Origin of the sequence: Pseudomonas sp. NMI542_15 (genome assembly GCF_021283425.1) — a bacterium.
Lineage (GTDB): Bacteria > Pseudomonadota > Gammaproteobacteria > Pseudomonadales > Pseudomonadaceae > Aquipseudomonas > Aquipseudomonas fortuita.
This window is the reverse complement of sequence record NZ_JAJSRO010000007.1, coordinates 86,260-100,222: the sequence shown is the minus strand read 5'-3', so window position 1 is coordinate 100,222 and position 13,963 is coordinate 86,260. Positions and strand designations below refer to the sequence as shown.

Below are 13,963 nucleotides of genomic sequence, written 5' to 3'. Positions count from 1 at the left end.
CGCCGTGCTGGCTACCGCGGGTTTGTTACCTCTGGCGTATGCACGGGCGATTGCCAACAGGCGATACCAAACGTGCCAAGCAACTCGGCCGTCTCACTGAGGGGCAGGCCTACCACGGCCGAATAACTGCCGCCAAGGCCGGTGACGAACACTGCGCCCAGGCCCTGGATGGCGTAGCCACCTGCCTTGTCCACAGGCTCACCGCTGGCCCAGTAGCGTTGCGCTTCATCGGCGCTGATGGCCCGGAAGCGCACCTTGCTGGTGACGCACAGGCTTTGCGTAAGCAGCCCATTGCTGAGGGCAACCGCAGTCAATACCTGGTGCTCGCGGCCCGACAGGTCGGCCAGCATGGCCAGGGCCTCTTCGCGGTTTTCCGGCTTGCCCAGAATACGCCCGTCGAGCACTACGGCAGTGTCTGCCCCCAGCACCACTGCCGGGCCCTCGACACGGGCCAGACCGGCAGCAGCCTTGGCCCGGGCCAGGCGCTCAACGTAGGCCGGGGCGTTTTCACCGGGCAGCGGGGTTTCATCGATGGGCGCACTGACGACAGTGAAGGGCACACCGATCTGGGTCAGCAATTCGCGACGGCGGGGCGAGCCAGAGGCCAGGTATAGCGGGTTCATGCAGACATCTCCCTGTCAGTTGCGGCGTCGCCGTCAGTTGATATGCAAGCGTCGGCGCAGGTCGCGCAGGGCGAAACTGATCCATGGCCAGAGCAAGGCACTGATTACCGCCGACCAGACCAGCGCCAGGGTCGGCAGGCGGTTGCCGGTCAGCGCGCTGAGCCACAACTGGATGAGTTGGGCAATGCCGAATATGACCAGGATCACCAGGCTCTGCTGCCACATGGGGAACATGCGCAGGCGCTGCTGCAGGGACAGCACCAGGAAGGTGATGAGGGTGAGGATCAATGCGTTCTGCCCCAGCAGAGTACCGTATAACACGTCCTCGGCCAGGCCCAGCACGAATGCCGTGGTCATACCGACCTTGCCCGGCACCGCCAGGGTCCAGAACGAAACCAGCAAAGCCAGCCACATGGGGCGGAACACTTCCATGAACTGCGGCATGGGCGAGACGCTGAGCAGCAGGCCGATGGCGAAAGTCAGCCAGATGACCCAGCCGTTGTTGCGGCGTGAAGCAGCCATCATTGTCTCCGGGTGTTAGCGGGTGCGGCAGGCGCTGCGGCAGGCGTGGCAGGGGTAGCTGCCGGGGCTGCTGGCTGGGCGGCCGGCGCTGCGGGTGTGGCTGGCGCCACAGGCGTATTGCTGGCTGGTGTGCCCTGCTCACCTGTGCTGGCCGGTTGGCCGAGGGCCGAGGTGCCCTTGCGGTCCGCCTCTTCCTGGGCGATGGCGGCGTCGGTAGCACGCTGCTCCGGGGTACGCCGGTCACTGAATACCAGCAGCATGTAGCGGCTGCGGTTGAGCGCGGCAGTGGGGATGGCGCGCACGATGGCGAAAGGCTGCCCGGAATCGTGGATCACCTCGTTGACCGTCGCCACCGGGTAGCCGGCCGGGAACCGTTGGCCCATGCCGGAGCTGACCAACAGGTCGCCTTCCTTCACGTCGGCGGTATCGGCCACATGGCGCAGTTCAAGGCGCTCCGGGTTACCGGTACCACTGGCGATGGCACGCAGGCCGTTGCGGTTGACCTGCACCGGGATGCTATGGGTGGTATCGGTCAGCAGCAGCACCCGCGAGGTGTAGGGCATCAACTCGACTACCTGGCCCATCAGGCCGCGCGCATCGAGTACCGGCTGGCCAAGGAACACACCGTCACGCTCGCCCTTGTTGATCAGTATGCGGTGGGTGAACGGGTTGGGGTCGACACCGATCAGCTCGGCCACTTCGACTTTTTCGTTGACCAGCGCCGAAGAGTTCAGCAATTCACGCAGGCGCACGTTCTGCTCGGTCAGGGCTGCCAGCTTCTGCAGGCGCCCCTGCAACAGCAGCGCTTCGGTCTTGAGCTTTTCGTTTTCGGCAATCAACTCGGTGCGGCTGCCGAACTGGCCGGCCACGCCTTGCCACGCACGTTGCGGCAGGTCGGTGATCCAGTACGACTCCATCAGCACCAGCCCCATCTGGCTGCGCACGGGCTTGAGCACGTCAAAGCGCGCGTCGACAACCATCAACGCGACCGACATTACCACCAGAACGAGCAGGCGAACGCCCAGCGAAGGGCCCTTGGAGAAAAGCGGTTTAATGGGCCGTTCCTCGTGGACGACTCAGGAGGTCATTGGACATGGGACAACGCACCAGCCTGGTTGCGGGTTGACGGATACGGCGCCCTTAACGGGCGCCAGCCCAGCACATACAGGTAGCACTGTGCGTAGTACCTGTAAACCGGGCGCTCGTGAACAGCGAGTGGGATCACTCGCTGGAGAGCAGGTCCATCGCGTGCTTGTCCATCATCTCCAGGGCGCGACCGCCGCCACGGGCGACACAGGTCAGCGGGTCCTCGGCGACAATTACCGGCAGGCCGGTTTCCTGGGCCAGCAGTTTGTCGAGGTCGCGCAGCAGCGCACCACCACCGGTCAGCACCAGGCCACGTTCGGCGATGTCCGAAGCCAGTTCGGGCGGCGATTGCTCCAGGGCGCTCTTCACGGCCTGGACAATGGTCGCCAGCGATTCCTGCAACGCTTCGAGCACTTCGTTGGAGTTAAGGGTGAAGGCACGCGGTACGCCCTCGGCCAGGTTGCGGCCACGCACATCGACTTCGCGTACCTCGCCGCCCGGGTAGGCGGTACCGATTTCCTGCTTGATGCGCTCGGCAGTGGACTCGCCGATCAGGCTGCCGTAGTTGCGGCGCACGTAGGTGACGATGGCCTCGTCAAAGCGGTCGCCGCCAACGCGGACGGATTCGGCATAGACCACGCCGTTCAGGGAGATCAGCGCGATCTCAGTGGTACCACCACCGATATCGACGACCATCGAACCGCGGGCCTCTTCAACCGGCAAGCCAGCACCGATGGCAGCAGCCATCGGTTCTTCGATCAGGAACACTTCACGGGCACCGGCACCCAGGGCCGACTCGCGAATGGCGCGGCGCTCTACCTGGGTCGACTTGCACGGTACGCAGATCAGCACGCGCGGGCTTGGCTGCAGGAAGCTGTTCTCGTGAACCTTGTTGATAAAATACTGCAACATTTTTTCGCAAACGCTGAAGTCGGCGATGACGCCGTCCTTCATCGGACGAATGGCAGCAATGTTGCCAGGCGTACGGCCCAGCATGCGTTTGGCTTCGGTACCGACGGCGACGACGCTTTTCTGATTGCCATGGGTACGGATGGCAACAACCGAGGGCTCATTCAGGACGATACCGCGCTCACGCACGTAAATAAGGGTGTTGGCAGTACCCAGGTCGATGGAAAGATCGCTGGAAAACATGCCACGCAGTTTCTTGAACATGGGAAAGTGACCCTGGGGAAAGCGTGGGTAAAAAAGTGCGGCAAACTCTAACAATGGCAGGGATTTTGGGCAAGGAGCCAATATGTTAAATTGGCTGTTTTTCCGAGCACGCCAGCCGATGATCGCGGCCGTTGGACCGCCAGAAAGCTGACATGTTCCTCACCGCGGACCCAAATTCCGTTCTTTGTTTCCCTTGGAGATCCTCATGGCGCTTGAACGCTGCGACGTGGAAAAGATCGCCCATCTGGCCCGTCTGGGGCTGAATGATGGCGAACTGCCACGCATTACCGAAGCCCTGAACAGCATCCTCGGGCTGGTCGACCAGATGCAAGCGGTCGATACCACTGGCATCGAGCCCCTGGCCCACCCGCTGGAAGCCAGCCAGCGCCTGCGCCCCGACCAGGTCACCGAAAGCAACCAGCGCGATGCCTACCAGGCTATCGCGCCCTCGACCGAAAGCGGTCTGTACCTGGTTCCCAAAGTCATCGAGTAAGGGATAGAGCCTGCCATGCATCAATTGACCCTGGCCGAGATCGCCCGCGGACTCGCCGACAAGTCGTTTTCCTCCGAAGAGCTGACTGGCGCCCTGTTGGCGCGCGTCAAGCAACTCGACCCGCAGATCAACAGCTTCATCAGCGTCACCGAAGACCTGGCCCTGGGCCAGGCGCGTGCCGCCGACGCCCGTCGCGCCGCAGGCGAAACCGGCGCGCTGCTGGGTGCGCCCATCGCCCACAAGGACCTGTTCTGCACCAACGGCGTACGCACCAGTTGCGGCTCGAAGATGCTCGACAACTTCAAGGCACCCTACGACGCCACCGTGGTCGCCAAGCTGGCTGAAGCCGGCATGGTCACCCTGGGCAAAACCAACATGGACGAGTTCGCCATGGGTTCGGCCAACGAATCCAGCCACTACGGCGCGGTGAAAAACCCATGGAACCTCGAACACGTCCCGGGCGGTTCGTCGGGCGGTTCGGCCGCTGCCGTGGCCGCGCGCCTGCTGCCAGCCACCACCGGCACTGACACCGGCGGTTCGATCCGCCAGCCGGCAGCACTGACCAACCTCACCGGCCTCAAGCCGACGTACGGTCGTGTGTCGCGCTGGGGCATGATCGCCTACGCCTCCAGCCTCGACCAGGGCGGCCCGCTGGCCCGCACCGCCGAAGACTGCGCCCTGCTGCTGCAAGGCATGGCCGGTTTCGACGCCAAGGATTCCACCAGCATCGAAGAGCCGGTGCCGGACTACAGCGCCAACCTGAACGCTTCGCTGCAGGGCCTGCGCATCGGCCTGCCAAAAGAGTACTTCGGGGCCGGCCTCGATCCACGTATCGCCGAGCTGGTCCAGGCCAGCGTCAAAGAGCTGGAAAAGCTCGGCGCGGTGGTCAAGGAAATCAGCCTGCCGAACATGCAGCACGCCATCCCGGCCTACTACGTGATCGCCCCGGCGGAGGCCTCATCCAACCTGTCGCGCTTCGACGGCGTGCGCTTCGGTTACCGCTGCGAAGCGCCGAAAGACCTCACCGACCTGTACAAGCGGTCCCGTGGCGAAGGCTTCGGCATTGAAGTGCAGCGCCGCATCATGGTCGGCACCTACGCCCTGTCGGCCGGCTACTACGACGCCTACTACGTGAAGGCGCAGCAGATCCGCCGCCTGATCAAGAACGACTTCATGGCCGCTTTCAACGATGTCGATCTGATCCTCGGCCCGACCACGCCAAACCCGGCCTGGAAGCTTGGCGCCAAGAGCAGCGACCCGGTCGCCGCCTACCTCGAAGACGTCTACACCATCACCGCCAACCTGGCGGGCCTGCCGGGCCTGTCGATGCCGGCTGGCTTCGTCGACGGCCTGCCGGTCGGCGTGCAGCTGCTGGCGCCGTATTTCCAGGAAGGCCGCCTGCTCAACGTCGCGCACCGCTACCAGCAAGTGACCGACTGGCACACCCGTGCCCCCAACGGCTTCTGAGGAGTTCACACATGCAATGGGAAGTTGTGATCGGGCTTGAAATCCACACTCAGCTCGCCACCCAGTCGAAGATCTTCTCCGGCAGCGCCACCACCTTCGGCTCCGAGCCGAACACCCAGGCCAGCCTGGTAGACCTGGGCATGCCCGGCGTACTGCCGGTGCTGAACCAGGAAGCCGTGCGCATGGCGTGCATGTTCGGCCTGGCCATCGATGCCGAAATCGGCAAGCGCAACGTGTTCGCGCGCAAGAACTACTTCTACCCGGACTTGCCCAAGGGGTACCAGATCAGCCAGATGGACCTGCCGATCGTCGGCAAGGGCCACCTGGATATCGCCCTGGAAGACGGCACCATCAAGCGTATCGGGGTCACCCGCGCGCACCTGGAAGAAGACGCCGGCAAAAGCCTGCACGAAGACTTCAGCGGCTCCACCGGCATCGACCTTAACCGTGCCGGGACCCCGCTGCTGGAAATCGTCTCCGAGCCTGACATGCGCAGCGCCAAGGAAGCCGTGGCCTACGTCAAGGCGATCCACGCACTGGTGCGCTACCTGGGCATCTGCGACGGCAACATGGCCGAAGGCTCGCTGCGCTGCGACTGCAACGTGTCGATTCGTCCGAAGGGTCAAGCCGAGTTCGGCACCCGCTGCGAGATCAAGAACGTCAACTCGTTCCGCTTCATCGAGCGCGCGATCAACAGCGAAATCCAGCGCCAGATCGACCTGATCGAAGACGGCGGCAAGGTGGTGCAGGAAACTCGCCTGTACGACCCGAACAAAGATGAAACCCGCTCCATGCGCAGCAAGGAGGAAGCCAACGACTACCGTTACTTCCCCGACCCGGACCTGCTGCCGGTAGTGATCGAGGACAGCTTCCTCGAAACCATCCGCGCCGGCCTGCCGGAGCTGCCGCCGCAGAAGGTCGAACGCTTCCAGCGCCAGTATGGCCTGTCGGCCTACGACGCCAACGTGCTGGCTTCGAGCCGCGAACAGGCGGACTACTTCGAGGAAGTGGTAAAAATCGGTGGCGACGCCAAGCTGGCGGCCAACTGGGTCATGGTCGAGCTGGGCAGCCTGCTCAACAAGCTGGGCATCGAGATCGACCAGGCACCGGTCAGCGCCGCGCACCTGGGTGGCATGCTGCTGCGCATCCGCGACAACACCATCAGCGGCAAAATCGCCAAGACCGTATTCGAGGCGATGGCTGCCGGTGAGGGCGATGCCGACAGCATCATCGAAAGCAAAGGCCTGAAGCAGGTGACCGACACCGGTGCCATCGACAAGATGCTGGACGAGATGCTGGCGGCCAACGCCGAGCAGGTCGAACAGTACCGTGCGGCCGACGAGGCCAAGCGTGGCAAGATGTTCGGCTTCTTTGTCGGCCAGGCGATGAAAGCCTCCAAAGGCAAGGCCAACCCGGGGCAGGTGAACCAATTGCTCAAGGCCAAGCTCGAAGGCTGACCTGAATAGGCTGCGAGGGCGCTGCCCTCGTTCGCGGGCTTGCCCGCTCCCACAGGTAATGCACCGCTCTCACAGGCGGTGATGTGCCTGTGGGAGCGGGCAAGCCCGCGAATGGCCGCACTGGAGCACATCTGACTTGCTGAAAAGACTTTGGGGCACCCTCGCCCTCTTCTCCCTGCTGGCCGGGTGCGCCAGCCATGACATCGACCCGCGTGGTTACGACCAGACGGGCACCGCTTCCTATTACGGGTCGCGCCACCACGGCAAACGCACCGCCAGTGGCGAGCCGTTCAACCAGCACGGTTTTACCGCCGCCCACCGCAACCTGCCGTTCGGCACCCGCGTACGGGTCACCAACACGGCCAACCAGCGCAGTGTGGTGGTGCGCATCAACGACCGTGGCCCGCACACCCGCGGCCGCCTGATCGACCTGTCTCGCGCCGCTGCAGAAAAAATCGGCATGCTCCGTAGCGGAACGGCACGCGTGCGAGTACAAGGGCTTAGCGACTGACGCGACAGGAGTCCGACCATTTTCGACTTGGCCACCCTTCCCACCTTCAGCCTGTTGCAACTGGGCATTGCCCTGCTGCTGCTGGTCGGCGGCGCCGAATTGCTGGTGCGCGCAGCGCTGCGCCTGGCTCAGCGCCTTCATGTTCGCCCGTTGATCATCGGCCTGAGCCTGGTGGCCTTCGGCAGTACAGCACCACAACTGACCGTGAGCCTGCAGGCGGCCTATCAGGGCGCGCCGGATGTGGCGGTCGGCAGCGTGATCGGCAGCAACATCTTCAACGTACTGGTCATTCTTGGCCTGGCCGCGCTGATCATCCCGCTGCGTGTGTCGCGCCAGCTGGTGCGCCTGGACATTCCGCTGATGATCCTCGCCAGCGGCCTGGTCTATGCCTTGTCCGCCAACGGTTACCTGGGCCGGGTGGAAGGGGGGCTGCTGCTGCTTGGCCTGGCCGGCTACCTGGCAATGCTCTGGCACCAATCGCGCCACTACGCACGCACTTACCCCGCGCCGGACACGGCAAAATCCAGCGCCAGGCGCTTCTGGTCAGGCACGCTGCTGCAGGTGCTGGCCGGCTTTGGCCTGCTGAGCCTGGGGGGCCACCTGCTGCTGGAGGCCGCCGTGGAGGTTGCCACAGACCTGGGGCTGTCCGAGCGCATCATCGGCCTGACCGTCGTCGCCATCTGCACATCCTTGCCAGAGCTCGCCGCCGCGCTGATCGCGGCCCTGCGTGGTGAACGGGAAATCGCCGTGGGCACCGTGATCGGCAGCAACCTGTTCAACCTGCTGGCAGTGCTGGGCCTGACCGCGCTGATCACCCCTGTGCCGCTGTCGATCTCGCCCAACGCCCTGGCCTTCGACCTGCCGGTTATGCTCGGCGTCGCCGCGCTAAGCCTGCCGGTGTTCTATTCCGGTTACCGCATCACCCGCGCCGAAGGCCTGGTGTTCCTTTGCCTGTACCTGGCCTACGGCCTGCACGTGGCGGCGTTCACCATGGGCATGCCGCTGGCCGGGCGCCTGGAGCGGTTGATGCTGTTCTATGTGCTGCCTGTGCTCGCGGTGGTGCTGCTGTATACCACCGTGCGCGCCTGGCGCCGGCAGCATTGATCGGGCCATGTCATCTGGCGCATGCCTTAAGCCTTGTGTCGCCCTTTAGATCGAGCACCGCCCGCGCGGCGCTCGTTCTCACAGGCGATACAAATCTAACGGCGAACCTGCCGAGCCTTCTTCAGCTTGAAGGCCACCCACAGCACGGCAATCCATGCCGGGATCAGCATCACCGAGATGCGAATCGGCGGAGTCAGGTACATCACCACCAGAATCAGCACAATGAACGCCAGGCACAGGTAGTTGGTCAGCGGGTGCCCCAGGCTCTTGTAGAACGGGGTAATACCGGCCGCCAGCTTGGCCTTGCGGAACTTCAAGTGGGTAATGCTGATGCTCGCCCAGTTGATCACCAGCGCCGACACCGCCAGGGCCATCAGCAAGCCAAAGGCCTCGCCCGGCATGAGGTAGTTGATCACCACGCACAGCCCGGTCGCGAAGGCAGACACGCCCAGTGCAGTCAACGGCACGCCGCTGCGGCTGACTTTCAGCAACTGGCGCGGTGCGTCACCCTGGCTGGCCAGACCAAACAGCATGCGGCTGTTGGCGTACACGCAGCTGTTGTAAACCGACAGCGCAGCCGTCAGCACCACGATGTTGAGGATGGTTGCCACCAGGTCGCTGTCCAGCTCGTGGAAAATCATCACGAACGGGCTGCCACCCTGCACAACCTTCTGCCACGGGTACAGGGACAGCAGCACCGCCAGGGCACCGATGTAGAAGATCAGGATGCGGTACACCACCTGGTTGGTGGCCTTGGGGATACTCTGGCGCGGGTTGTCTGCCTCGGCAGCAGTGATACCCACCAGCTCCAGCCCACCGAACGAGAACATGATCACCGCCAGCGCCATCACCAAGCCGCTGACACCGTTAGGGAAGAAGCCGCCGTACTGCCAAAGGTTGGCCACGCTGGCATCCGGGCCGCCATGGCCGCTGCTCAGCAACCAGGCGCCGAAGCCGATCATGCTGACGATGGCCACTACCTTGATCAGGGCGAACCAGAATTCCATTTCGCCGTAGACCTTCACCTGGGTCAGGTTGATCAGGTTGATCACCACAAAAAATATCGCCGCCGTGGCCCAGGTGGGGAATTCCGGCCACCAGTACTGCACGTAGATACCCACGGCCGTCAGCTCGGCCATGCCAACCAGTACATACACCACCCAGTAGTTCCAGCCCGACACGAAGCCTGCAAACTCGCTCCAGTACTGGTGGGCAAAGTGGCTGAAGCTACCGGCCACCGGCTCTTCCACCACCATTTCACCCAGCTGGCGCATGATCAGGAAGGCCATCAGGCCAGCGATGGCATACCCCAGCAGTACGGAGGGCCCGGCCAGCTGGATGGTCTGGGCGATGCCCAGGAACAAGCCGGTACCGATGGCCCCGCCCAGCGCAATCAGCTGGATATGGCGATTCTTCAGCCCGCGCTGTAACTGCTCGGGCTTGCTCTGGTCTTGCATGAAGTGTCCTTTAGCTCAGTGAGGCTGTTTTTGTGTTGTTTGCAGTCAAGGATCTAGATCCATCCGCCCCACTGCAAGATGAAAATGCCGATATTGGTGGTGATTGCCGCCATTAAGGTGGTGATCACGATAATCGACGCAGCCAGCTCATGGTTGCCGTTGGCCGCCCGCGCCATGACGTAACTGGCAGCTGCGGTCGGGCTGCCGATGTACAGGAACAGGATACCCAGTTCGGCCCCGCGAAAGCCGCACAGCCAGGCACCGAGGGTGCCGGCCAGCGGCAGCCAGACCATCTTTACCAGGCTGGCGTCGATGGCCAGCCGGCCGCTGTCGCGCAGCGCCGCCAGCGACAGGGTGCCGCCAATACACATCAATGCCAACGGCAGGGTCATCTGTGCCAGGTAATCACCTGAAGTCAGCAGCCAGTTAGGGAGCGGCACCTGGCCGTAAGCCATGGGTGTCGCGACCAGCACGCTGATGATCAGCGGGTTGCTTAAAATGCTCTTGCAGATGCTCCACGGGTCGGACTTGAGGTCCGGGCTGTACACCGCCAGCACCACTGCCGACAGCGAGTTGTACATCAGGATGACCAGGCCGGCGAGCACTGCACCCAGCGAAATACCGTAGTCGCCGTAAAGGCTGGCAGCCAGGGCCAGGCCGATCACGCCGTTGTTGCCGCGGAACGCGCCCTGGGTATAGATGCCCCGGTCGGCCTGCGGGCTACGCCAGATGGCCATGCCCCAAGCGACGCCGAAGCCCACCAGAGTGGCGACGATGAAGTAAAGGATGACACCGGGCTTCACCGCAGCAGCCAGGTCGGCGTGGTAAATGCCGAGGAACAACAGCGCAGGCATGCAGACGTTGAACACCAACTGCGAGGCAACGCGGTTGAAATTATCGTCGATCAGACGGATGCGTTTGAGCAGCACGCCCATGAACAGCATGGCGAAGACAGGTGCCGTGATGTTCAGCGTCTGGATAAGAAGGGCGAGCATGCGCAAGCGATCCTGGAGAGGTTGCCGTTAGGTGGCTAATGATACGCCAACGGCTGGTATTTGCGGGGATCGCGGGCTTGTAGAAAAATTTCTGTCAGTGCCGGCCTCTTCGCGGGACAAGCCCGCTCCCACAGGTATCGCACAAATCTTCAGACCTGTTCAGGGCCTGTGGGGAGCGGGCTTGCCCCGCGAAGAGGCAACGCGGACTCAGCGCCGGACCGGGCGCTTCTGCAGCTTGCGCTGCAAGGTCCGGCGGTGCATGCCCAGCGCACGTGCGGTGGCCGAAATGTTGCCCTCGTGCTCGTTCAGTACGCGCTGGATGTGTTCCCACTGCAGGCGGTCGACCGACATCGGGTTTTCCGGCACCAGGGTATCCAGGTCGGTGTGCTCCGACAGCAATGCTGCCAGCACATCATCGGCGTCAGCCGGTTTGCACAGGTAATTGCAGGCGCCGCGCTTGACCGCTTCCACCGCCGTGGCAATGCTCGAGTAACCGGTCAGGATCACCACGCGCATTTCAGGGTCCAGCTCCAGCAGCTTGGGCAGCAGCACAAGGCCGGAGTCACCGTCCATCTTCAGGTCCAGCGTGGCGTAATCTGGCAGGTCCTGCTGGGCCAGAATCAAGCCTTCCTCGGCCGAACTGGCGGTGCTCACGCGGAAACCGCGACGGCTCATTGCCCGGGCCATGACCCGGGTGAAGGTGGCATCGTCATCCACCAACAGCAGGTGCGGCAGCTCTTCGCTTTCGACCTGGTTTTCTTCGCTCATCATTCATCTCCTCGCTTGCCATAGGGCAGGCGCAATTCGGTCAGGGTGCCACCCTGTTCATGACTATAGAGTTTCACCGAACCGCCCGCACGGGTCACGCTGGCCTTGCTCAAGAACAGGCCCAGGCCGAAGCCTTTGCCTTTGGTGGTAATGAAGGGTTTGCCGATGGCTTCGGCAATGGCCGGCGGCACGCCAGGGCCATGGTCACGGATACTAATGACGATGTCCTGAGCGTCCCAGTCCAGGCGCACTTCCAAGTCATCGGGGCAGGCATCGGCTGCATTGTTCAACAGGTTCAGCAGCGCCTGGGTCAGGTCTGGTGGTGGCGTCAGGCGCGGCACTTTGCCATCGCGCAACCGCTGGAAGCGGTAGCTGGCTTCCGGGCGCATCAGGTGCCAGCGGTTCAGCGCCTCGTCCAGCCAGGCGGTCACCTCCTGCTCCACGATCGCCAGGCGGCGGTTGGCTTCGGCGGCGCGCACCAGCTGTTGCAAGGTCTCTTTGCACAGCTTTACCTGGTCCTGCAGGATCTGCAGGTCTTCCTGCAGCAGCGGGTCGGTGTGGTCCTGACGCATTTCGTTGATCAGCACGCTCATGGTCGCCAGTGGCGTGCCCAGCTCATGGGCAGCACCTGCGGCCTGGGTAGCCACGGCCAGCAGTTGCTCATCGCGCAGGCTTTCTTCACGCCGCTCGGACCGCAGTTGCTCCTGGCGGCGCAGCTCTTCGGCCATGCGTGCGGCAAAGAAAGTGATCACCGCCGCAGCCAGGGCAATGCTCAGCCACATGCCGTAGACCTGCATCTTGTCCCGCGCCATGGGCAGGCCCTCAAGCGGGTAGAACTGCACCAGCAGCAGGCTGTAGGCGGTCAGGGCGATACCCGACAGAATCAGCGAATACAGCCACGGCAAGGTCACTGCGGCAATCGCCAGCGGTACCAGGTAATACGACACGAACGGGTTGGTCGAGCCGCCGGAGTAATACAGCAAGGCACTGTGGATCAACAGGTCACAGGCCAACTGCAGGGCGTACTCCATTTCGGTGACGGGCAGCGACAGGCGCAAGCGCAGCGCGGTGAAGGCACACAGCAGCGACGACAAAGCCAAGGTGCCCGCCAGCGACAGCCACGGTAAGGGTAGCAATTCGGTCCAGTAGGCGACGCCCACGGAGCCAGCCTGGGCAGCCAGGACCAGGACCCGGATGACGGTCAGGCGCCAAAGGTTCTGGCGGGTAGCAGATAGCGGTTGTACGGCGGCGAGCATGAGCTCTCCTGATGAGTGCTCCAGAAAATCGGCTGGAGTATACCGAAGCCGGGCGCCTCGCTGCAGCGCTGCGGCAAAGCGCCACAGTTTGTCACAGGTTCATGATGGCACTTTTGAACCCACTACACTGTTGCCGGTCTGATGGGCCATGCGTGGAATGATGGCCAAACCCCACGCCTTTTATTGCCAAGGAGTACCACATGCAAATCCCACGTCGCGGCGCCGCCCTGATTCTGTCCTGCGGCTTGCTCGCCAGCCTGCCTGCGCTGGCTGCCGATGAGCCACGTTACAACCAGGTATCGCTGCGCGCTGAAGTGAGCAAGGAAGTGCCGCGCGACCTGATGGTCGTGACCCTGTACAGCGAAGCGCAGAACAGCGACCCGGGCAAGCTGGCCAAGCAGATCACCGAAACCATGAACAAGGCCGTGCAGCAGTCGCGACAGGTCAAGGACGTGAAGATCAGCCAAGGCAGCCGCAACAGCTACCCGGTGTATGACAGCAAGGGCCAGAAGATTACCGGCTGGCGCGAGCGCGCCGAACTGCGCCTGGAAAGCGACAACTTCCCGGCCCTGTCCCAGCTCACAGCCGACCTGCTGCAAGAGCTGAAAATGGGCGGCATGGACTTCTCCATCGCACCGGCCACACGCAAGGCCAGTGAGGATGCATTGCTCAAGGACGCCGTCGATGCCTTCAAGGCGCGTGCTCAACTGGCCACCGAGGCGCTGGGCGGCAAGGGCTACAAAGTGGTCAGCCTGAACCTCAACAGCAGCGGTTACCCGCGCCCGTACCTGCGCAGTGCGCCGATGGCGATGAAAGCCATGGGGGCCGACGAAGCAGCGCCAGCGCCGGATGTCGAGGCGGGCACCAGCGAAGTGAGCATGAATGCTGATGGCCTGATCGAAGTGCAAATGCCCTGACAGCCACGAGCTTCAAGCGGCAAGCTGCAAGTTGACTGTGAACCCGGTCTGCTGTGGCTTGCTGCTTGCCGCTTGAATCTGCTTTTCAGACATTTCCTACGCAACACCCAGGTGCGTCCTACGTTTATCACCGC

Annotated in this window: 14 protein-coding genes; 6 read left to right on the top strand and 8 right to left on the bottom strand. The window is 63.2% G+C overall.

Annotated elements, in window-relative coordinates; all coding sequences use genetic code 11:
• Window positions 1-11: 11 nt before the first annotated feature.
• From LU684_RS12935 to mreB, 4 genes are all read right to left on the bottom strand, one after another.
• Window positions 12-623, bottom strand: coding sequence for a Maf family protein (locus tag LU684_RS12935; protein ID WP_016485022.1), 612 nt, complete (start codon window positions 621-623; stop codon window positions 12-14).
• A 33-nt stretch (window positions 624-656) separates the two neighbouring features.
• On the bottom strand, window positions 657-1,145 hold the full coding sequence (gene mreD, locus LU684_RS12930) for a rod shape-determining protein MreD (RefSeq protein ID WP_016485021.1): 489 nt from the start codon (window positions 1,143-1,145) through the stop codon (window positions 657-659).
• The gene (mreC, locus tag LU684_RS12925; RefSeq protein ID WP_231995309.1) at window positions 1,145-2,140 is read right to left on the bottom strand and encodes a rod shape-determining protein MreC; all 996 of its coding nucleotides are present in this window, start codon (window positions 2,138-2,140) and stop codon (window positions 1,145-1,147) included. Before mreC ends, mreD begins: the two co-directional genes overlap by 1 nt.
• Window positions 2,141-2,366: 226 nt before the next feature.
• On the bottom strand, window positions 2,367-3,404 hold the full coding sequence (gene mreB / locus LU684_RS12920) for a rod shape-determining protein MreB (protein ID WP_003255163.1): 1,038 nt from the start codon (window positions 3,402-3,404) through the stop codon (window positions 2,367-2,369).
• Between the two features lie 205 nt (window positions 3,405-3,609).
• On the opposite strand from mreB, the gene gatC reads away from it, so the two are divergent.
• From gatC to LU684_RS12895, 5 genes are all read left to right on the top strand, one after another.
• Window positions 3,610-3,897, top strand: a complete 288-nt coding sequence (gatC, locus tag LU684_RS12915; RefSeq protein WP_016485019.1) for an Asp-tRNA(Asn)/Glu-tRNA(Gln) amidotransferase subunit GatC — start codon at window positions 3,610-3,612, stop codon at window positions 3,895-3,897.
• A 15-nt stretch (window positions 3,898-3,912) separates the two neighbouring features.
• Window positions 3,913-5,364 carry an Asp-tRNA(Asn)/Glu-tRNA(Gln) amidotransferase subunit GatA gene (gene gatA, locus LU684_RS12910; RefSeq protein ID WP_016485018.1) on the top strand — a complete coding sequence of 484 codons (1,452 nt, stop codon included), beginning with the start codon at window positions 3,913-3,915 and terminating at the stop codon, window positions 5,362-5,364.
• Between the two features lie 11 nt (window positions 5,365-5,375).
• Entirely contained in the window at window positions 5,376-6,821 is a 1,446-nt protein-coding gene (gatB, locus tag LU684_RS12905) for an Asp-tRNA(Asn)/Glu-tRNA(Gln) amidotransferase subunit GatB (RefSeq protein WP_023048013.1), read from the top strand.
• 136 nt (window positions 6,822-6,957) lie between these two features.
• The gene (locus LU684_RS12900; protein ID WP_095115795.1) at window positions 6,958-7,332 is read left to right on the top strand and encodes a septal ring lytic transglycosylase RlpA family protein; all 375 of its coding nucleotides are present in this window, start codon (window positions 6,958-6,960) and stop codon (window positions 7,330-7,332) included.
• Window positions 7,333-7,392: 60 nt separating this feature from the next.
• Complete coding sequence (locus tag LU684_RS12895) at window positions 7,393-8,436, top strand: calcium/sodium antiporter (protein ID WP_024717620.1); 1,044 nt, start codon at window positions 7,393-7,395, stop codon at window positions 8,434-8,436.
• 95 nt (window positions 8,437-8,531) lie between these two features.
• On the opposite strand, the gene LU684_RS12890 is transcribed toward LU684_RS12895, so the two are convergent.
• From LU684_RS12890 to LU684_RS12875, 4 genes are all read right to left on the bottom strand, one after another.
• The gene (locus LU684_RS12890) at window positions 8,532-9,893 is read right to left on the bottom strand and encodes an amino acid permease (RefSeq protein WP_023048012.1); all 1,362 of its coding nucleotides are present in this window, start codon (window positions 9,891-9,893) and stop codon (window positions 8,532-8,534) included.
• 53 nt (window positions 9,894-9,946) lie between these two features.
• Entirely contained in the window at window positions 9,947-10,888 is a 942-nt protein-coding gene (locus tag LU684_RS12885) for an AEC family transporter (RefSeq protein ID WP_016485013.1), read from the bottom strand.
• Between the two features lie 207 nt (window positions 10,889-11,095).
• Window positions 11,096-11,656, bottom strand: coding sequence for a response regulator transcription factor (locus tag LU684_RS12880; protein ID WP_003255244.1), 561 nt, complete (start codon window positions 11,654-11,656; stop codon window positions 11,096-11,098).
• Window positions 11,656-12,912 (bottom strand): ATP-binding protein, encoded by a 1,257-nt coding sequence (locus LU684_RS12875; protein WP_016485012.1) that lies wholly within the window; start codon window positions 12,910-12,912, stop codon window positions 11,656-11,658. Before LU684_RS12875 ends, LU684_RS12880 begins: the two co-directional genes overlap by 1 nt.
• 200 nt (window positions 12,913-13,112) lie before the next feature.
• Between LU684_RS12875 and LU684_RS12870 the strand changes: the two genes are divergently transcribed.
• Entirely contained in the window at window positions 13,113-13,829 is a 717-nt protein-coding gene (locus LU684_RS12870; protein WP_232894706.1) for an SIMPL domain-containing protein, read from the top strand.
• The last annotated feature ends 134 nt before the right edge of the window (window positions 13,830-13,963 follow it).